Below are 19127 nucleotides of genomic sequence, written 5' to 3'. Positions count from 1 at the left end.
GTTCATGAACGAAGCGACCAGACCCTTCGAGCTCGTCGAGGCCTCGATCTCAGAGGTGCTCGAAGCGCTTCACCGCGGAGAGATCACGAGCACCTGGTTGACCGAACGCTACCTCGCTCGCATCGACGCCTACGATCGCGGGGTCGACGGCCTGAACGCGGTCGTCGTCACCAATCCCGACGCGCTGCGCGACGCCGCCGAGTCCGATCGCCGTTGGCGCGAGGGCCTCGCACGCGCCCTCGAGGGAGTGCCATTCACCGTCAAGGACTCCTACATGGTCGAGGGGCTCAGCGTCGCGGCCGGGTCGCCCGCCTTCGAGCACCTCATCGCCCAGTGGGACGCATTCACCGTGGCGCAGCTGCGGGAGGCCGGGGCAGTGCTCATCGGCAAGACCAATATGCCTCCGATGGCGGATGGCGGGATGCAGCGCGGCGTGTACGGGAGGGCCGAGAGCCCCTACAACCCGAAGTTCCTTGCGGCAGCGTACGCCTCGGGGTCATCAAATGGGTCTGGCGTTTCGACTGCGGCGAACCTGGCCATGTTCGGCATGGGGGAGGAGACGGTCTCTTCGGGCCGCAGCCCCGCGTCGAACAATGGCCTCTGCGCCTACACCCCCTCATGGGGTGTGCTCAGTATTCGCGGCAACTGGCCGCTCTTCCCCGCGCGCGACGTGGTGGTGCCGCACACCCGATCGATGCCCGACATGCTGCGGGTGCTCGACGTGCTCGTGCACGACGACGCGAATACTCGCGGAGATTTCTGGCGCAATCAGCAGGTCGTCGACTTGCCGAGCCCGAGCGAGCACCGACCGGCGAGCTACCTCGACCTGCGCGACCCCGATGCCCTGCGTGGGAAGCGCTTCGCGGTGCCGGCCATGTACCTGGGCGAGGATCCCAACTTCCCCATCGAGGTGCGCCCGTCGGTGCTCGAGCGTTTCGCCGAGGCGCGCGAACGGCTCGAGGCGCTGGGAGCGGAGGTCGTCGTCACCGACTTCCCGCTCATCGAGCAGTACGAGGGCGATCGACCCGGTCAGGAGAACGTCGGCGCGCTCGGCGTGCTGCCGGATGGGTGGATGGACACGGAGTTCAACCACTTCCTGGCGTTCGGGTGGGACGACTTCCTCAGAGCCAATGGCGACCCGAGCATTCCAAACCTGGGCGCGGTGGATCCGGACACGATCTTCCCCCAACCGCCCGGAGCGCTGCCCGACCGATACGAAGAGGTCGAAGACTACGAGAACCGGTACCGCGCAACCGTGGCGATGGCGCAGCAGGGCATCTCCGATCCACGCGACCGCGGCGACTTCGCCGACGGGCTGCGTGCACTCGTGCAGCTCCGCGAGCGGCTCTTCGAGGCGTGGCTGCACGAGCAGCGCTTCGACGGCGTGGTGTTTCCGGCCAACGCCGACGTGGGAGCGTGGAATGCCGATATTGATCAGGCAGCGGCGGATCAGGCCTGGGCGAACGGCGTCTTCTTCTCGAACGGCAACTACGCCCTGCGGCACCTCGGCATTCCGACGGTGACGACGGCGATGGGCATGATGGACGACATCGGGATGCCGATCGGCGTCACGTTCGCGGGTCGGGCGTACTCCGATCCCGAGTTGCTCGGCTATGCCGCAGCGTTCGAAGCGGGCGGCAGCGGCACGCTCCGCGTCGCACCGACGTCGACTCCCGCCCTCCCCGAGGATCGCGTCGCCTAACGGCGGTCGCTCGGGGCGTCAGCTCAGACGACGTCGCTCTCGGCCTCGTCGAGCGGCTCCGAGAGCGGGACGTAGCGGTCGACGCTCAGGGCGAGTCGGCGCAGCAGCACCCCGAGGCGATCGCGCTCTGATTTCGGAATGCCGCTCAGCAGACGCTCCTCCGAATCGGTGAGTCGCGTGATCGCGGCGTCGACGAGCGTGAGCCCGCGGGGCATCATCTCGACGAGCACCCCGCGGCCGTCGTTCGGGTCGGTGAGCCGGCGCACCAGATCACGTTCGGCCATCCGGTCGATGCGATTGGTCATCGTGCCGCTCGACACCATCGTCTGCTGGCCGAGCAGCTTCGGGCTCTGGCGAAACGGTTCGCCGCTGCGTCGCAGCGCCGCGAGCACGTCGAACTCCCATGACATGAGGCCCGACCGTTCGAAGGCCTGTGCTCGCGCGCGATCGATGTGCTTGGTCACGCGCCACATGCGGGAAAAGATCGCGAGGGGAGCGAAATCGAGATCCGGGCGCGCTGATTCCCAGTCCGCAATGATCCGGTCGACCTCGTCTTCGTGCTTCATCCCTCCATTATCGAGCCAGCGGCCCGTGGTTCGCGACCTGACGTGGTGCGACGGGGCGCGGAGCCGTGGCAGACTAGTACGCGTGCCGAAATCGGCGCGGTCCGCCTTGGTGTAATGGCAGCACGACAGCCTTTGGAGCTGTTAGGTCCAGGTTCGAGTCCTGGGGGCGGAGCGATGGAACGAAGCATCGCTTCGGGTCGTCGCTCCGCGCGGCGCTTACGAGCGCCGTCAACGTCGGGGTAGCGCAGCTACTCTGTGTGTGGGGAGCGATGGAACGAAGCATCGCTTCGGGTCGTCGCTCCGCGCGGCGCTTACGAGCGCCGTCAATGTCGGGGTAGCGCAGCTACTCTGTGTGTGGGGAGCGATGGAACGAAGCATCGCTTCGGGCTGTCGCCGACGAAAGGACACCATGGCAGAGCACCTCGCAGTCGTCATTCTCGCAGCGGGTCAGGGAACGCGCATGAAGTCGGCGTTGCCGAAGGTGCTGCACCGCATCGGGGGACGGTCGCTGATCGCGCACGTTCTCGATGCTGCAGCGGGTTTGGATCCGAACCGGGTCGTGGCCGTGGTCCGCCACGAGCGGGATCGCGTCTCAGCAGCCATCCTCGAGCACGCGCCTGACACGGTGATCGTCGATCAGGATGAGGTGCCGGGCACGGGCCGCGCGGTGGAGCAGGCGCTCGCCGCACTCCCTGAGGATTTCGACGGCTCCGTCGTCGTGCTCTCGGGCGACGCCCCGCTCATCGATACCCCGACGCTCGAGGGGCTCGTGAAAGGGCACCTGAGCGGCGGCCGCGCGATGACGCTGCTCTCCGCCGTCTTCGACAACCCCACCGGCCTCGGGCGGATCCTGCGCGATGACCGCGGCGCAGTGCTCGGCATCGTCGAGGAGAAGGACGCCGACGACGAACAGCGTCGCATCACCGAGATCAACGGCGGCATCTACGTCTTCTCGCGCCGATCGCTGCAGACCGCGCTTGCGAGCATCGATACGAACAACGCGCAGGGTGAGAAATACCTCACGGATGCCGCGGCGCGCATTCTCGTCACGGGCGGCGATGTCGAGGCCGTGGCGACCGACGATCCCTGGACGATCGCCGGTGTGAACGATCGAGCGCAACTCGCTGAAGCGGGGCGAGAGCTCAACGCGCGTATTGTGCGCGCGCATCAGCGTGCGGGCGTGACGATTCAGGATCCGACGACGACGTGGATCGACGCCGACGTCTCCATCGAACCGGACGTCGAGATCCTTCCCGGAACCTATCTGCAGGGTGCGACATCGATCGCCACCGGCGCCGTCATCGGGCCGGACTCGACACTCGTCGACTGCGAAGTGGGGGCGGACGCCCGCATTCGCCGCAGTGAGGCAACGCTCGCGGTCTTCTCAGCCGGCGTGACCGTGGGACCCTTCTCGTACATCCGCCCCGGCACGGAACTCGGCGCAGGCGGAAAGATCGGAGCGTTCGTCGAGACCAAGAACGCGAAGATCGGCGATGGCAGCAAGGTGCCTCACCTCAGCTACGTCGGCGATGCGACGATCGGCACCGACAGCAACATCGGCGCCGGCAGCATCTTCGCGAACTACGACGGCGTGCAGAAGCACCAGACCGTGGTGGGCGATGGTGTGCGGGTCGGCTCGAAGAACGTGCTGATCGCACCCGTTACCATTGAGGACGGCACGTACACGGCGGCCGGCACGGTCGTGCGCAAGAACGTTCCGGCCGGCTCGTTGGCGATGAATGTCTCCCCTCAGCGCAATATCGAGGGTTGGGTCGCGGAGAACCGCGCCGGTACGAGCACCGCGGAGGCGGCGGAGCGTGCTGGAAAGAACGAGAAGTAACCGAGGTTTATCAGGTATGTCAGCACCGATGAGGAGCACGCAGGGATGAGCACAATCGAGATGGCCGGGCAGAAGAAGCTCGTCCTGATCACGGGCCGGGCGTATCCCGAGCTGGCCGAGCAGGTCGCTGCGGAACTCGGCGCCGAACTCGTGCCGACCGATTCGCGTACGTTCGCGAATGGGGAGCTCTACGCTCGGTTCGACGAGAGCGTGCGAGGGTCTGACGCATTCGTGCTGCAGTCGCACACGTTCCCCATCAACGAGTGGCTCATGGAGCAGCTCATCATGGTCGACGCGCTGAAGCGAGCCTCGGCGAAGCGCATCACCGTTGTGGCGCCCTTCTACCCCTATTCGCGCCAGGACAAGAAGGGGCGCGGCCGTGAGCCGATTTCGGCGCGCCTCGTCGCCGACCTGTTCAAGGCCGCGGGCGCCGACCGCATCATGTCGGTCGATCTGCACGCTCCGCAGATTCAGGGTTTCTTCGACGGCCCCGTCGACCACCTCTTCGCGATGCCCGTGCTGCTCGAGCACTTCCGCAAGACGATCGCTCGCGACGATCTGACGGTCGTCTCTCCCGACATGGGTCGCGTGCGTGTCGCCGACGTGTGGAGCGACAAGCTCGATGCGCCACTCGCGATCATTCACAAGCGGCGCGATCCGCTGGTGCCGAACCAGGTATCGGTGCACGAGATCGTCGGTACCGTGAAGGATCGCTGGTGCGTGGTCGTCGACGACATGATCGACACGGGCGGCACGATCGCGAAGGCGGCCGAGGCGCTCAAGGCGAACGGCGCCCGCGGGGTGACGATCGCCTGCACCCACGCCATCTTCTCCGGGCGTGCGATCGAGCACCTCTCGCAGGAGTTCATCGACCAGGTCGTGGTGACCGACACGCTTCCAGTGCCTGCCGAGAAGCGCTTCGACAAGCTGACGGTGCTGTCGATCGCGCCGCTCCTCGCGAAGGCGATTCACGAGGTCTTCGAGGACGGCTCCGTCACCTCCATGTTTGAGGGCGCGGCGTAAGAAAACGCATCGCGTTTTCGCACGCCGCGGTGGCGCGTAGCGCCAGCCTACGGAGCGCAGCGAGGGGTGGCGGCGTAAGAAAACGCATCGCGTTTTCGCACGCCGCGGTGGCGCGTAGCGCCAGCCCACGGAGCGCAGCGAGGGGTGGCGGCGTAAGAAAACGCATCGCGTTTTCGCACGCCGCGGTGGCGCGCAGCGCCAGCCCACGGAGCGCAGCGAGGGGTGGCCCCGGATTGCACCTGCACACCAGTGCGAACGCAACCCGGGGCTTTTTCGTGCGCGGAGTGGTGGAATGGGGCTGTCACTGCACCGAGGAGGCCGCCATGTCCAAGTACCTGATCTCGTTTCCGAGCGACGCGATGGTGGTGTCAGCGGCTGAGTTCCCGCAGGTCGTCGCCGACTCTCACGCGGTCGTGCGCGAGGCCAAATCTGCCGGAGTGTGGGTGTTCGGCGGAGGCATCGATGCAGCGGTCGCGCCCGTGAGGGTCGACGCAGACGGAACCGTGCTGCCGGGGGCCTACCCCCAGGCCCGCCCCCTCGCCGGAGGGTTCACCGTGATCGAGGCTCCGTCACGCGACGTCGCGCTCGAGTGGGCTGCGCGTTTCGCCGCGGCGTGCCGCTGCCCGCAGGAGGTGCGTCGGTTCGACGACGACGCGGAGAGCTGAGACGGCGAGGGGCGCGAACTGGCCTACTCCGGTACAACGTCCACGAGCTTCGTGCCGTACGCGCCCGGCTCGGTGCCGTGGCCGATCTGCGCGTACTGCTGCGGCGAACGCGAGCGCATGACGAGCGCCCACACGATCCCGATGATGGCGGCGGCGAAGACGATGCCGGGCAGGAGGAACGTCGTCGCGTCGGGCTCGGTCTGGCCGAGCATCAGAGGGAAGTTCTGCAGAATCATGACGAAGACCCACAGCAGCGCTGCGCCTGACACCGCTGGCGCGATGACGGTGACCCAGATGCTGAGCCCGCGGCGATCACGGGCGAAGTAGCCGATCACCGCGATGGCGGTGATCGCCATGAGGAGCACGAGGCCCATGGCTCCCGTGTTCGTGAGCCACGTGAACATGGTGAGCACGGGGAAGAGGAACGCGGAGTCGCCGAGTTCTGCGGCACCTCCGAAGACCTCGCCGCCGAGAACGAACGCGATGACGACGATGACGGCGATGACGGTCTGCGCGACGGATCCCGCCCAGGGAGCGCCGGCTCGCGAGGTGCGTGCGAACCATGCGGGCAGCACGCCTTCGCGACCGAGTGAGAAGAAGTAGCGGGCGACCGCATTGTGGAACGCCTGCAGTGAGGCGAAGAGGCTGGTCAGGAACAAGAGCGTCATGATGTCGGAGACGATCACTCCGGTCTGATCGGTCATGAACACGAACATGAGGTCGGGGCCGAACTCCTGGGAAGAGCCGACGATCGCCGAGGGGCCGATGCCGACCGAGAAGGCCCACGCGCTGAACGCGTAGAAGATGCCGATGATGGCGATCGCGGCGTAGGTCGCGCGGGGCACGGTGCGCTTCGGATCCTTCGCCTCTTCGCCGTAGATTGCTGCACCTTCGAAGCCCATGAAGGCGGCAACGCCGAAGACCAGGATGATGCCGAGTGCCGGCCCGAAGAGCGCGGTGGGGTCGAGCGCGGCTGCGGAGGCGCCCTCCGGGGCGGCCCCGAACGAGACGATGTCGAAGATGATGACGACGAGGAACTCGAGCCCGACGAGCACGCCGAGCACTTTGGCCGAGAGATCGACTCGGTTCACGCCGAGTACGCCGACCACGACGATGCAGAGCAGGATCCATACCCACCACGGCGACGCGAATCCGAACTTCGCCTCGAGGAACATGGAGAGCTGGAAGCCGAAGAGGCCGTAGATGCCGACCTGCATGGCGTTGTAGGAGACGAGCGCGATCAGGGAGGCGCCGACGCCGAGCGGACGCGCGAGGCCCTGCGAGATGTAGGCGTAGAACGCACCAGCATTCGTGATGTGACGCCCCATCGCGGTGTAGCCCACGGCGAAGACGGTGAGGATCACGGCGATCAGCAGGAACCCGAGCGGAACCCCGAGCGACTCGGTGACCGCGAAGGAGGTTGTGACTCCGCCCGCGATGACGGTGAGCGGAGCGGAGGCCGCGATGATCATCAGGGTGATCGCGGGGACCCCGAGGGTGCGGCGGCTCAGGCCCGGGTCGTGCTCAGCGGTGGTGGTCTCGGACCGGGGCGCGGTGCTCGGTGCGCTCATCGGGGTACTTCCTCTCACAAATGGCGGCATTGCCGGTGCGGGGGCGAGATACGACAGCCCGCTGCGCTGACGAGTCTAAGAAGCGCGGGGCGAGAGGGGCTATGCGTGGAGCGCAGGGGACCTGGACATGCGCGCAAGGCTGTCCAGATGGATAGTCGGCGACATGTGTGGGGTCGGAAACGGCGACGGGCCGGGGCGCACTGCGCCCCGGCCCGGATCCTGCATCAGAACTCAGAGGGTGTTGCCGAGTTTGAAGCCCTTCTCGCCCTCGCTGTCGCGGGTGTACGAGAACCCGTCGGCGCCGATGGTCACGGCCATCTCTGAGCTATCGGTACGCGCGACGACTGGCTGCGGATTGCCGTCGAGATCGAGCACGAGCGACCCGTCGGTGTACCACGACGGCACGACGGGGTTGCCCCACCAATCGCGGCGCTGATTGTCGTGCACATCCCAGGTGACGACGGGGTTGTCTGGATCGCCGGTGTAGTAGTCCTGGGTATACACCTCGACCCGGTGGCCGTCGGGATCGCGCAGGTAGAGGTAGAACGCGTTCGAGACGCCGTGGCGGCCCGGGCCGCGCTCGATGCTGTCCGACTTGCGCAGCGCGCCGAGCTTGTCGCAGATCGCCAGGATGTTGTGCTTCTCGTGGGTCGCGAAGCAGACGTGGTGCATGCGCGGCCCGTCACCGCCCGTCATCGCCGTATCGTGGACGGTCGGCTTGCGGCGCATCCATGCCGCGTAGACGGTGCCCTCGTTGTCCTGGATGTCCTCGGTGACGCGGAAGCCGAGATTCTGCATGAATCCCACCGCGCGCGGCACATCGGGCGTGATCTGGTTGAAGTGGTCGAGCCTGACGAGTTCGCCGGGCACGTGCAGGTCGTAGCGCCACGACATGCGCTCCGTGTGCTCGGTCTGATGGAAGAACTCGTAGGGGAACCCGAGCGGGTCGACCACGCGCACCGAGTCGCCGATGCCTCGTACGAAGCCGTTCGGGTTGCGACGCACCTCGCAGCCGAGCTCCTCGTAGAAGGCGACGGCCAGGTCCAGATCCTCAGGAGTGCGCACGCGGTAGGAGAACGCGGCGACCGCGGCGACCGGTCCCTTGCGCAGCACGAGGTTGTGGTGGATGAACTCCTCGGTGGAACGGAGGTAGATCGCCTCGTCGTCCTCGGTCGTCACGTAGAGCCCGAGAACATCGACGTAGAATTCGCGCGATGCGGCGAGGTCGGTGACGATGAGCTCCATGTACGCGCAGCGCAGGATGTCGGGTGCGGGTGACGTCGGGGTTGCGATCGGATTCTCCGAGATGATCGGAGCCTCCTTCGTCACCCAGAATCCCGCGGACTGCTTGTCTTCTTCATTCAGTTTTGCCATGGTGTGCCTCCTTGCGATTCCCTAGCGACCGGCCGGTTACGGAGCGACGACGCCGAATTTGGGCGAGTGCGCTTCGTTGAGCGTGATGTGCACGGCCTGCTGGTCGGTGTAGAAATCGATGGAGCGGTAGCCGCCCTCATGTCCGAGACCCGAGGCCTTCACGCCGCCGAACGGGGTGCGCAGGTCGCGGACGTTATTCGAGTTGAGCCACACCATGCCCGCGTCCACCGACTGCGAGAAGTTGTGCGCGCGCTTCAGGTTCGAGGTCCAGATGTACGCCGCGAGACCGTACTTCGTGTTGTTGGCAAGCTCGAGCGCCTCCTCGTCGGTGTCGAACGGCGTGATCGCGACGACCGGCCCGAAGATCTCCTCCTGGAAGATGCGCGCGTCGGGTGAGACGTCGGCGAACACGGTCGGGGCAACGTAGTTGCCGGTGGGGAAGCCGTCAGGTCGCCCGCCGCCGGCGACCAGCCGGGCCTCGTCCTTGCCGATCTCGACGTAGCTCATCACCTTGTCGTAGTGCTCGGGGTGCACGAGCGCTCCGACCTCCGTCGCAGGGTCGGACGGCAGGCCCACGACCACGTTCTTGGCGCGCTCGGCGTAGCGCTCCACGAACTCGTCGTAGATATCCCGCTGCACGAGGATCCGGCTGCCCGCGGTGCAGCGCTCGCCGTTCAGGCTGAAGACGCCGAACACGGTCGCGTCGAGTGCGGCTTCGAGATCCGCGTCTGCGAACACGACTGCAGGGCTCTTGCCGCCGAGCTCCATGGAGAGGCCCTTGAGGAACGGGGCTGCGTTGCCGAAGATCAGCGATCCCGTGCTGCTCTCTCCCGTGAACGAGATGAGCGGCACATCGGGGTGCTTCACCAGCGCATCGCCGGCCTCCTCCCCGAGGCCGTTGACGAGGTTGAAGACGCCGTCGGGCACGCCGGCCTCGCGGAAGATCTCGGCCCACAGCGACGCCGAGAGCGGCGTGAACTCGGCTGGCTTGAGCACAACGGTGTTGCCCGTCGCCAGAGCCGGGCCGAGCTTCCACGACTCGAGCATGAACGGCGTGTTCCACGGCGTGATGAGGCCCGCGACGCCGATGGGCTTGCGGTTCACGTAGTTGATCTGGCGGCCCGGAACCTTGAAGGTGTCGTCGTGCTGGGCGACGATGAGGTCGGCGAAGAACCGGAAGTTCTCGGCCGCCCGTCGCGCCTGGCCCTTCGCCTGCGTGATCGGCAGACCCGAGTCGAAACTCTCGAGCTCGGCGAGCTGCGCGTCGCGGGATTCGACGATGTCGGCGATCTTGTGCAGCACGCGCGAGCGCTCGCGGGGCAGGAGCTTCGGCCAGGGGCCCTCCTGGAACGCGCGCTTCGCCGCGGCGACGGCGAGATCGATGTCGGCCTGCTGCCCGGCGGCTGCCTGAATGTAGTTCTCGTTGGTGACGGGATCGAGCACGTCGAACGTCTCGCCGCCCACGGAGTCGACGAACTCGCCGTCGATGAAGTGGCGGATGCGGTCGGGGAGCCCTGCGGGCTTCTGATGCGTCATGCGGTTTCCTCCATGTGGTGCTGATGGTGGTGGTGCTCTTCGGTGTAGGCGAGCACCGCGTCCAGGGTGCCGGTGCGATGCGCGCGCGCGGCGAGTTCGATCTCGAGCGGTGTCGCCCTGCGTTCGATGAGCTGGAGCAGCTGCTCATGCTCGTCGACGGACTCCGTCGCGCGGGCCGGCACGAAGCTGAACGACGAATTGCGCAGTACGTTCATGCGATTCCAGCCGCGGTGCACGAGGTCGAGAATGTGGGGGTTCGGGCAGGCCTCGAAGAGCACGCTGTGGAATTCGAGGTTGAGCGCCGTGAAGTGCTGCGGATCGAAGGCGCCCGTCAGCGTCTCGCGCATGCGGTCGTTGACGGCGCGAGCGCGCTTGATCTGGTCGGCCGTGATGTCGGGAGCCGCGAGACCGGTCGCCGATCCTTCGACGAGCGCGAGCGTCTGCATCGTGTGCAGATACTCCGTCTCCTTGATGAGCGCGACTTGCGCCCCCACGTTGCGCTCGAAGGTGACGAGCTGCTCGGCTTCCAGGCGCCGGATCGCCTCACGCACGGGCACCACCGACATTTTCAGCTCGGCCGCGATGGGCGCCAGTACCAGCCGGTATCCGGGCACGTACTGACCGCTGTCGATGCGCGAACGGATGAGGCGGTATGCCTGCTCGGACTTGGATTCCGCGCCCATGATCAGCCCTGCTCGCCGGAAGCGCGCGAGGCCTCGTACTTGGCGCGCCACTCTGCGTTCATGGGGAACAAGCCGTCGACGGGCGCACCGCCGGCGACCTGTTCGGCCACCCAGGCGTCAGCCTCCTCTTGTGCGGCAGCCTCAGCCGCCACTTCCGCGAGCAGCGACGGCGGGATCACGATCACGCCGTCGCGGTCGCCCATGATGATGTCGCCCGGCTGCACCGCTGCTCCGCCGCAGCCGATCGTCACGTCGACCTCCCACGGAACGTGCCGGCGACCGAGCACGCTCGGGTGCGCTCCCTGCGAGAACACGGGAATGTCGAACTGCTGCACGGCTGCGAAGTCGCGGACGCCGCCGTCGGTCACGATACCCGCGGCGCCGCGCACCTGAGCGCGGAGCGCGAGCACGTCGCCGACCGTGCCGGTCTCGGGAACTCCGCGGGCCTCGACGACCAGCACCTCACCCGGGTTCACCGTGTCGAACGCGCGCTTCTGCGCGTTGAACCCGCCGCCGTGCGCCGCGAAGAGGTCGGGGCGGAACGGGACGAAGCGGAGAGTCTTTGCGGTACCGAGGATCGTGTCGCCCTCGTGGTTCGGGTGCACTCCGTCGATGAAGATGTCGACGTACCCGCGCTTGCGCAGGGCGGCCGAAACGGTGGCCACGGCAACGCCGTCGAGCTGGGCGCGAATTTCATCGGTGAGCGGTGACTGCGGGGCCGACGCCTCGCCTTCGCCTGCGAGCGGCGCGGAGAGCGGTGTCGCTCGTCCGGTCGCGACGGCTGCAGCGTGCTCCTCCTCGCTGCCCCAGGCTTCGATGCGCTGCAGGTCGTCGACCTGAGGCTTCGAGCCGAAGTCTCCGAAGGGGGTCGTGCCCTGCGTCACCGTGGTGAGGAGTCGGCCGGTGCTCGGGGCGCCCGGAGCGTTCGGCGCATCGACCTCGACCTCGACCACATCGCCGGGCACGACGACGGAAGAGCCGGCGGGCGTGCCGGTCAGGATCACATCGCCGGTCTCGAGCGTGAGGTGCTGCGAGAGATCGGCGACGAGCTGCCCGAACGGAAACGCGAGGGTGTCGCTCGTATCGTCTTGCACGAGTTCGCCGTTGACCCAGGTGCGCACCCGCCATGCGTCTTGCCCGATGCCGTCGGTGGGAATGGCCTTCGGTCCGATCGGGGTGAAGCCGTCCCCGCCCTTGTTGCGCAGGTTCGAGCCCTTATCGGCTGCGCGCAGGTCGTAGAGTCCGAGATCATTCGCCGCGGTGACGGCGGCGACGTGCTGCCACCCGGTCTCGGGCGATACATGCCGAGCCGGCTCGCCGATCACGAGTGCGATCTCGCCTTCGAAGGCGAGGAGCTCGGTGCCCGCAGGCCGCTCGACAACGCCTCCCGTCGGCGCGAGCGATGACGCGGGCTTCACGAAGTACGAGGGGTGTTTCGGAGTGCGGCCGCGCTGCGCGATACGCGATGGATAGTTGAGGTGTACGGCGATGATCTTGCCGGGGGTGTCGATACCCAGTTCTGCGTTTCCGAACGTCATCGTGACCTCGCTTCTACGTTGTATTTGAAATCGTATACGATCTTATTGCTCTTGCCAAGCGATGCGCCGTGGGTGCCGGTGCAGGCGCGGATGCACACGCGTCAGTACGACGCGCGCTTCACCTGTTCGTTCCCTGCGAAGCGTGCGACCAGCGCCTCCGTCTGACGCGCGAGGATGGCGACGTCGGCTCCGACGGCGACGAACGATGCACCAGCGGCGATGTACCGCTCGGCGTCGGCGGGAACGAAGGCGTTCACGCCGACAGGTGTACCGGCGGCGACGGCGAGGTCGATCGTGCGGAGCACGGCGTCAACGACGTCAGGGTGATTCTGCTGTCCGAGCAGGCCCATGGAAGCGGCGAGGTCGGACGGGCCGACGAAAATCGCATCGATCCCGTCGACGGCGAGGATGCGCTCCGCATCTGCGACCGCCGCTGCCGATTCGATCTGCACCGTCAGGCTGAGGGTCTCGTCGGCACGGATGAGGTACTCATCGACGCGGTTCCACCGAGCCGAACGCGCGAGCGCGGAGCCGACCCCCCGCACGCCGCGCGGCGGGTAGCGCACTGCGCGCACGATCTCTTCGGCCTGCTCGGCCGAGTCGACCATCGGCACCAGCAGATTCTGCGTACCGAGGTCGAGAAACTGCTTGATCGTGACGGGGTCGCCGTACGGCACGCGCACGAGGGGTGTGGCGGGGTAGGCCGACATCGCGTGCAGCTGCGCGAGCACGGATTCGAGCCCGTTGGGGGAGTGCTCCGCGTCGAGAAGCACCCAATCGCAGCCGCTGCCCGCCACGATCTCGGCGGTCACCGGGCTGCTGGCCGACGCCCACAGGCCGATGAGGGCGCGGTCGGACGCCGCAATGCGATCCCGCAGCGTGTCGGGGAGGTTCAGATGAAGCGGCATGTGACCGACCCCAGCTCGTGGTAATCGGCGTGCACGGTGTCTCCGCGCTCCACCCACATCGGCTTGGTGAACGAGCCCGCGAGAATGATCTCGCCGGCCTCGAGCGTCTGCCCGTGCTGTGCGAGCTTGTTCGCGAGCCACGCCACGCCGAGTGCGGGGTGACCGAGCACGGCTCCGGCGACCCCCGAGTCTTCGATCCCTTCGTTGCGGTAGAGCAGCGCCTTCGCCCAGGTGAGATCGATCTCGTCGACCTGCACGGGGCGGCCGCCGAGCACCATGGCGCCCATCGCCGCGTTATCGCTGATGGTGTCGACGATCGTGCGCCCTTCGAGCTCGAGGTGCGAATTGAGGATCTCGAGCGCCGGTACGACGTAGGCCGTGGCGTCGAGCACATCGAACAGGTTCACGTTCGGCCCCGAGAGGGGCTTGGCGAGCACGAAGGCCAGCTCCACCTCGATGCGCACGTTCGAGAACCGGTCGAACTCGATGACGGCGCCCGATTCGTGCACCATGTCGTCGTGAATCACCCCGTAGTCGGGCTCGGAAATGCCGGTGGCGACCTGCATCACCTTCGAGGTGAGGCCGATCTTGTGGCCCACGAGGCGCGCGCCTGCAGCGATGCGGCGGTCGGACCACTCCTTCTGGATGGCGTACGAATCCTCGATCACCATGTCGGGGTAGCGGGCGGTGAGTCGGGGGAGGATCGCGCGATCCTTGTCCGCCTGCACCAGTTCGTCTGCGATGGCTGCAATCTGCGTCTGCTCGAGCACGTGACCTCCGTTGTCTGGCGTGTGCTCTAAATCGTATACGATCTCGCGGCATTCGCGCCAGGGGTGTCAGTCGAGGAGTCAGGTGAACCCGCGGTAGCGTTTCGGCGCCCGATCCGTGTCGCATGAGCGGCGTCACTCCATCGACGCGTAAAGGCGGTAGAATAGTATGATGACCTCTTCCGAAAACGCCGCCCCCACCGAATCCGAGGGCGAGCGCACTACCTTCGCCGACCTGGGTCTTGCACCCGAGGTTCTCCGCGCAGTGACGGATGTGGGATACGAAACGCCCTCTGCAATTCAAGCCGCCACGATCCCCACCCTCCTCGAGGGAGCAGATGTGGTCGGCCTCGCGCAGACCGGCACCGGTAAGACCGCTGCCTTCGCACTTCCGATCCTCTCCCGTATCACCCCCGGCCAGGGCGTTCCCCAGGCCCTCGTACTCGCACCTACTCGTGAACTCGCGCTCCAGGTGTGCGAGGCGTTCGAGAGCTATGCCACGCACCTGCCCGAAGTCCACCTCCTCCCCGTCTACGGCGGCCAGGCCTACGGCCAGCAGCTGTCAGCCCTGCGTCGCGGCGTGGATATCGTCGTCGGCACCCCCGGCCGCATCATGGACCACCTCAAGCGGGGTTCGCTCGACCTGACCCAGATCAAGTACCTCGTGCTCGACGAGGCCGACGAGATGCTCAAGATGGGCTTCGCAGAGGACGTCGAGACGATCCTCGCCGACACCCCGAAGGAGAAGCAGGTCGCCCTCTTCTCCGCGACGATGCCCGCTGCGATCCGCCGCATCTCGCAGCAGTACCTCAACGACCCGCGCGAGATCAAGATCGCGGGCAAGACGCAGACGAGCTCGAGCATCACGCAGCGCTACAACGTGGTCTCGTACACGCAGAAGCTCGATGCGCTGACCCGCATCCTCGAGGTCGAAGACTTCGACGGGATGATCGTCTTCACGCGCACCCGCGGCGACTCCGAGCAGGTCGCCGAGAAACTGCGCGCCCGCGGGTACTCCGCCGCCGCCATCAACGGCGACATCCAGCAGGCGCAGCGCGAGCGCACGGTGCAGGCGTTGAAGGACGGCAAGCTCGACATTCTGGTCGCCACCGACGTCGCCGCTCGCGGCCTCGACGTCGAGCGCATCAGCCACGTCATCAACTACGACCTGCCGATCGACACCGAGTCGTACGTGCACCGCATCGGCCGCACGGGCCGCGCCGGTCGCACCGGCGATGCGATCAGCTTCGTGACCCCGCGCGAACAGCGCCTGCTCAAGGCGATCGAGAAGGCGACCAAGCAGCCGCTCACGCAGATGCCGTTGCCGCAGATCGACGAGGTGAACGCAACGCGACTGTCGCGCTTCGACGACGCCATCACCGCGGCGCTCGGCGAGACCCGCCGCATCGACGGGTTCCGCGACATCATCTCCCACTACGTGCGCCACCACGACGTACCTGAGACCGACGTCGCAGCTGCGCTCGCGGTCGTCGCTCAGGGGAAGACCCCGCTGCTGCTGACCGAAGACGATGACCGCAAGTTCGAGCGCGACCGCAAGCAGGCCGCGAAGTTCCTCGAGGATTCGGGGAGCGGTCGAGGCGACCGTCCCGGCCGTGAGGATCGCGGGCCGCGCGAGCGCCGCGACGACCTGCGCATGTACCGCATCGAGGTCGGGCGCCGCCAGAACGTGCAGCCGGGCCAGATCATCGGCGCGATCGCGAACGAGGGCGGGCTGACCCGCGACGACTTCGGACGCATCCAGGTGCGCGACGACTTCTCGCTCGTCGAGCTCCCGGCGAAGCTCTCGGCTGAGACCGTGGCTCGGCTGGAAGACACGCAGATCGGCGGCAAGTCGATCCAGCTCCGCGAAGACAATGGCCCGAGCCCGCGCGGCAAAGGCTTCGACGACCGAGGTGGCCGTGGTGGTCGCGACGATCGCGGTGGCCGCGGCGGGTACGACCGCGGTGGACGCGGCGGGTACGACCGAGATGACCGCGGCGCGCGTTCTGGAGGCGGCTATGGCGGTGGGTACGGCGGAAACCGTGACGACCGCGGTGGACGCTCCTCGGGTGGCGGCTACGGCGGGAACCGCGACGATCGCGGCGGGCGCGACGGCGGCTACGGTGGGAACCGCGATGACCGCGGTGGACGCTCGGGCGGCGGCTACGGTGGGAACCGCGATGACCGCGGCGGACGCTCGGGAGGCGGCTACGGTGGCAACCGCGACGATCGCGGCGGGCGCGATGGCGGTTACGGTGGAAACCGTGACGGCGGCGCGGGCCGTGCCGACGGCAAGCGCAAGCCGCGCTGGTGATCAGCTTGTAGCGGTCTGATATGAGAAGCGGGCGGGGATCCACACGGATCCCCGCCCGCTTCGTCTTACGGTGCGGCCTCGTCAGCCGCTGATGACGTGGGGCTCGGCGACGGCCTTCAGGCCGGCGACGCCGAACTCGCGCCCGTAGCCCGACTGCTTGGCGCCGCCGAACGGGATCATGGGGTGCAGACCGCCGTGCGAGTTGATCCACGTGGTGCCGGCCTGCATGCGAGCGGCGACCTCGAGCGCCCGCGCTCGATCCGACGACCACACCGACGAGCCGAGCCCGAACTCGAGTTCATTCGCCAGCTTCACGACCTCGTCGAGATCGGAGTAGCGGATGATCGGGAGGGCCGGCCCGAACTGCTCCTCGACCACGAGGTCGTTGTGCGGGTCGATATCGGCGATGAGCGTGGTCGGGTAGAAGTTGCCGACGGCATCGCGATCCGGCTCGCCACCGAGCACCACGCGAGCACCCGACGCCTTCGCCGACTCGACCAGGCGATCGACCTCCTCGAACTGCGCGCGATTCTGCAGCGGCCCGAGCACGTTCTGCTCGTCGAGCCCGACGCCCATGGGCACGTTCGCTGCGAACTTCGCGAGTTCGTCGACCACCGCGTCGTATACGGAGTCGTGCACGTAGAGGCGCTTGAGCGCAGCGCACGTCTGGCCGGTGTTGATGAATGCACCCCAGAAGAGATCTTCGGCGATGGCCGCGGGATCCACGTCGGGCAGCACGATGCCCGCGTCGTTGCCGCCGAGTTCGAGCGTGAGCCGCGCGACGTTCGCAGCGGAGGCCTCGATGATGCGCTTGCCCACCGGCGTTGAGCCGGTGAACATGATCTTGCTGATCTTCGGGCTGCGGGTGAGCGCGTCGCCCACAGTGCGCCCGGGCCCGGCGACGATGTTCAGCACGCCCTCGGGCAGCACCTGGTTCATGACCGCAACCAGAGCGAGTACCGAGAGCGAGGTCGTCTCGGCTGGCTTGATGACGACGGTGTTACCCATGCGCAGCGACGGAGCGATCTGCCAGATCGAGATCATCATCGGCCAGTTCCAGGGGGAGATGGCGCCGACGACACCGAGCGGGCGGTAGTGCATCTCGGCGTAGCCCGACTCGTCGTCGATGATGACCTCGACGGGCAGTGGGGTATCCGCCGCAGCGCGCGTCCACGCGACGCAGCCGCCGACCTCGAACCGGGCATTCGGGCCGTTGAGCGGCTTGCCCTGTTCCCGCGAGAGCAGCTCGGCGAGCGCCTCCGACGATGCTTCGATGGCGTCGGCGGCACGGTGCAGGATCGCCTGGCGCTCCGCATCGGGGAGCGCGGCCCAGGCGGGTTGCGCCGCTTCCGCGCGATCGATCGCCGCATGCAGGTCGTCGAGCCCCTCAACGGGAGCGGTGCCGATGCGTTCTCCCGTCGCCGGGTCGAAGACCTCGCGCGTCTCGCCGCCAGCGGGTGTGATGGCTGCAAGCAGGCTGTCGTAGGTGTTCATGGATCCTCCACTTCGAGTCCGGTCAGTGGGTCCAGGGTATGCGGGGGCGGGGGCAGCTGCTTGTCTGGCGAAGCAGTGCCGTTGACGATCGGGGCACACCGTCGCGCTGCGAAGATCCGGGTTCCGAACCTGATTGCGAATCCGTTGAACTCAGCGCTATGCGCGGCGCAGCTCGCTCGGCGAGACGCTGAATGCCGCCTTAAAGATGCGGCTGAAGTGGGCGGCGTCGGTGAAGCCCCAGCGCGCCGCAATGGTCGATACCGTGCGATCCTGCAGCACCGGATCCAGCAGATCGGCACGGCAGCGATCCAGGCGACGTTCGCGAATCCAGGTGGACACCGTGGTGTCGGCTTCGCGAAAGAGCGAGTGCAGATGGCGCGTTGAGATGTAGTGCGCCGCCGCGATGCTGTTGGGCGAGAGGGCAGGATCGCCGAGGTGCAGCTCAATGTGCGCGGTGATCTTCTGAAGCAGGAGCTGGTGCGGATCGCGCTGCGCGGGATCGGCATCGAGAATACTCGAGAAGAGGGTGCCGATGAGGTCGAGGCTGGTGTGTGCGAGCTTGGCGCGCACGCGATCATCGAGGCTCGTGAGCTGCGCGGGGAACTGAGAGAGGAATGCGGTGACGACGGGTGCGAGCCCTCGGTGCTCCCGCCCGAGCGATACCGCGGTGAGCTGCTCGGTGAACGGGATGGGAAGGTCGACCCGATCCTTCGGGAACATCATGATGAGATTGCGGAAGTCTTCACCGAAGAGCAGCGAGTACGGCCGTGAGGTGTCGTAGACCGAGAGGTCTCCCGGGCGCATGACCACTTCGCGCCCGTCCTGCACCAGAATGCTGCTTCCTGTGAGCAGCAGACTCACCTTGTAGTAGCCGCTGCCGCCGTCGGCGATCGTTTCGGAGGTGCGCTCGACGAGATGTGGGCGAGCGGCCACCTCGGTGAAGACGACGTCATCAGCGTTTGCGGAGGCGATACGTGCTGCGAAGGGGCGCTGAGATTCGCTCGACACGCGAAGTGGAACGAATGACGACGCCACGAGGCTGCGAAAGGTTCGCAGATCGTGGGCTTCCTGATGCGGCAAGCGCTGGCCAAAGCTGTGCTGCGCATGTGCAGTGGTCATCCGTCATCCCTCCGACACCCCTGGCGG

At 67.0% G+C, this 19127-nt stretch carries 15 protein-coding genes and 1 tRNA gene; 6 read left to right on the top strand and 10 right to left on the bottom strand.

The window, feature by feature from the left end; translation table 11 throughout:
• The first annotated feature begins 4 nt into the window (after positions 1–4).
• Complete coding sequence (locus tag AB0O71_RS05035; protein ID WP_363742787.1) at positions 5–1702, top strand: amidase; 1698 nt, start codon at positions 5–7, stop codon at positions 1700–1702.
• 23 nt (positions 1703–1725) lie between these two features.
• Here AB0O71_RS05035 and AB0O71_RS05030 read toward each other — a convergent pair whose 3' ends face one another.
• Positions 1726–2268, bottom strand: coding sequence for a MarR family transcriptional regulator (locus tag AB0O71_RS05030; RefSeq protein ID WP_363742785.1), 543 nt, complete (start codon positions 2266–2268; stop codon positions 1726–1728).
• A 100-nt stretch (positions 2269–2368) separates the two neighbouring features.
• On the opposite strand from AB0O71_RS05030, the gene AB0O71_RS05025 reads away from it, so the two are divergent.
• From AB0O71_RS05025 to AB0O71_RS05010, 4 genes are all read left to right on the top strand, one after another.
• Positions 2369–2440, top strand: a tRNA-Gln gene (locus tag AB0O71_RS05025).
• Between the two features lie 237 nt (positions 2441–2677).
• The gene (gene glmU / locus AB0O71_RS05020; protein WP_363742783.1) at positions 2678–4108 is read left to right on the top strand and encodes a bifunctional UDP-N-acetylglucosamine diphosphorylase/glucosamine-1-phosphate N-acetyltransferase GlmU; all 1431 of its coding nucleotides are present in this window, start codon (positions 2678–2680) and stop codon (positions 4106–4108) included.
• A gap of 45 nt (positions 4109–4153) precedes the next feature.
• Positions 4154–5131 carry a ribose-phosphate diphosphokinase gene (locus AB0O71_RS05015; RefSeq protein WP_200331679.1) on the top strand — a complete coding sequence of 326 codons (978 nt, stop codon included), beginning with the start codon at positions 4154–4156 and terminating at the stop codon, positions 5129–5131.
• 323 nt (positions 5132–5454) lie between these two features.
• Positions 5455–5796 carry a transcription initiation protein gene (locus AB0O71_RS05010; protein WP_363742780.1) on the top strand — a complete coding sequence of 114 codons (342 nt, stop codon included), beginning with the start codon at positions 5455–5457 and terminating at the stop codon, positions 5794–5796.
• 23 nt (positions 5797–5819) lie between these two features.
• On the opposite strand, the gene AB0O71_RS05005 is transcribed toward AB0O71_RS05010, so the two are convergent.
• The 7 genes from AB0O71_RS05005 to AB0O71_RS04975 form a co-directional block, all read right to left on the bottom strand.
• A complete protein-coding gene (locus AB0O71_RS05005; protein WP_363742777.1) occupies positions 5820–7367 on the bottom strand; it encodes an APC family permease in 1548 nt (515 codons plus the stop codon).
• Positions 7368–7598: 231 nt separating this feature from the next.
• Positions 7599–8741, bottom strand: a complete 1143-nt coding sequence (hpaD, locus tag AB0O71_RS05000; protein ID WP_363742775.1) for a 3,4-dihydroxyphenylacetate 2,3-dioxygenase — start codon at positions 8739–8741, stop codon at positions 7599–7601.
• A 36-nt stretch (positions 8742–8777) separates the two neighbouring features.
• Positions 8778–10277 (bottom strand): 5-carboxymethyl-2-hydroxymuconate semialdehyde dehydrogenase, encoded by a 1500-nt coding sequence (gene hpaE, locus AB0O71_RS04995; RefSeq protein ID WP_363742772.1) that lies wholly within the window; start codon positions 10275–10277, stop codon positions 8778–8780.
• Complete coding sequence (locus AB0O71_RS04990) at positions 10274–10960, bottom strand: GntR family transcriptional regulator (protein ID WP_363742770.1); 687 nt, start codon at positions 10958–10960, stop codon at positions 10274–10276. The genes hpaE and AB0O71_RS04990 overlap by 4 nt, the downstream gene beginning before the upstream one ends.
• A 2-nt stretch (positions 10961–10962) precedes the next feature.
• Positions 10963–12498: a fumarylacetoacetate hydrolase family protein gene (locus tag AB0O71_RS04985; RefSeq protein ID WP_363742768.1), complete on the bottom strand. Its 1536-nt coding sequence runs from the start codon at positions 12496–12498 to the stop codon at positions 10963–10965.
• Between the two features lie 101 nt (positions 12499–12599).
• Positions 12600–13406: an HpcH/HpaI aldolase/citrate lyase family protein gene (locus AB0O71_RS04980; protein WP_363742766.1), complete on the bottom strand. Its 807-nt coding sequence runs from the start codon at positions 13404–13406 to the stop codon at positions 12600–12602.
• Complete coding sequence (locus AB0O71_RS04975) at positions 13391–14176, bottom strand: fumarylacetoacetate hydrolase family protein (protein ID WP_363742764.1); 786 nt, start codon at positions 14174–14176, stop codon at positions 13391–13393. The genes AB0O71_RS04980 and AB0O71_RS04975 overlap by 16 nt, the downstream gene beginning before the upstream one ends.
• Positions 14177–14345: 169 nt before the next feature.
• Between AB0O71_RS04975 and AB0O71_RS04970 the strand changes: the two genes are divergently transcribed.
• Positions 14346–16487, top strand: coding sequence for a DEAD/DEAH box helicase (locus AB0O71_RS04970; protein WP_363742762.1), 2142 nt, complete (start codon positions 14346–14348; stop codon positions 16485–16487).
• A gap of 81 nt (positions 16488–16568) precedes the next feature.
• Here AB0O71_RS04970 and AB0O71_RS04965 read toward each other — a convergent pair whose 3' ends face one another.
• Together AB0O71_RS04965 and AB0O71_RS04960 are read right to left on the bottom strand one after the other, a co-directional pair.
• Complete coding sequence (locus tag AB0O71_RS04965) at positions 16569–17981, bottom strand: aldehyde dehydrogenase family protein (RefSeq protein ID WP_363742760.1); 1413 nt, start codon at positions 17979–17981, stop codon at positions 16569–16571.
• Positions 17982–18137: 156 nt separating this feature from the next.
• Complete coding sequence (locus AB0O71_RS04960) at positions 18138–19100, bottom strand: helix-turn-helix domain-containing protein (protein ID WP_346057319.1); 963 nt, start codon at positions 19098–19100, stop codon at positions 18138–18140.
• Positions 19101–19127: the final 27 nt, after the last annotated feature.

The organism is Leucobacter sp. NPDC077196, assembly GCF_040687075.1.
GTDB lineage: Bacteria > Actinomycetota > Actinomycetes > Actinomycetales > Microbacteriaceae > Leucobacter.
Note: the sequence above shows the minus strand (reverse complement) of the source record. Positions and strands in the feature narration are given on the sequence as shown.